Here is a 245-nt window from a genome sequence, read left to right on the forward strand (position 1 = left end):
TGATTTTAGTTCATCTTCATACAGCCAGAACCGGAAACGAGAAGGGGAACCATTATTCAATATTTGCAAAGACGGCAAGATCTTCTTTATTGCCAACCACTAAAAGCATATCTTTTTCTTGGATATCCTGATCGGGTGATGGTGCTATGATAATTTCCCCATTACTCACGATGGCAATGACGCTGATATTATATTTTGCGCGTAAATCCAGCTCCCTGAGGCTTTTTCCCTTCATGCTCATGGGG

The 245-nt window shown here is 41.6% G+C and carries 1 protein-coding gene; it reads right to left on the reverse strand.

The features are described from left to right. Nucleotides 1–52 precede the first annotated feature (52 nt). Nucleotides 53–245 (reverse strand): cation:proton antiporter regulatory subunit (locus SB773_RS33990; protein ID WP_410594895.1); only part of this gene is annotated, 193 nt, incomplete at its 5' end.

The sequence above is a fragment of the Bacillus sp. SIMBA_074 genome (assembly GCF_046534555.1).
Lineage (GTDB): Bacteria > Bacillota > Bacilli > Bacillales > Bacillaceae_G > Bacillus_A > Bacillus_A mycoides.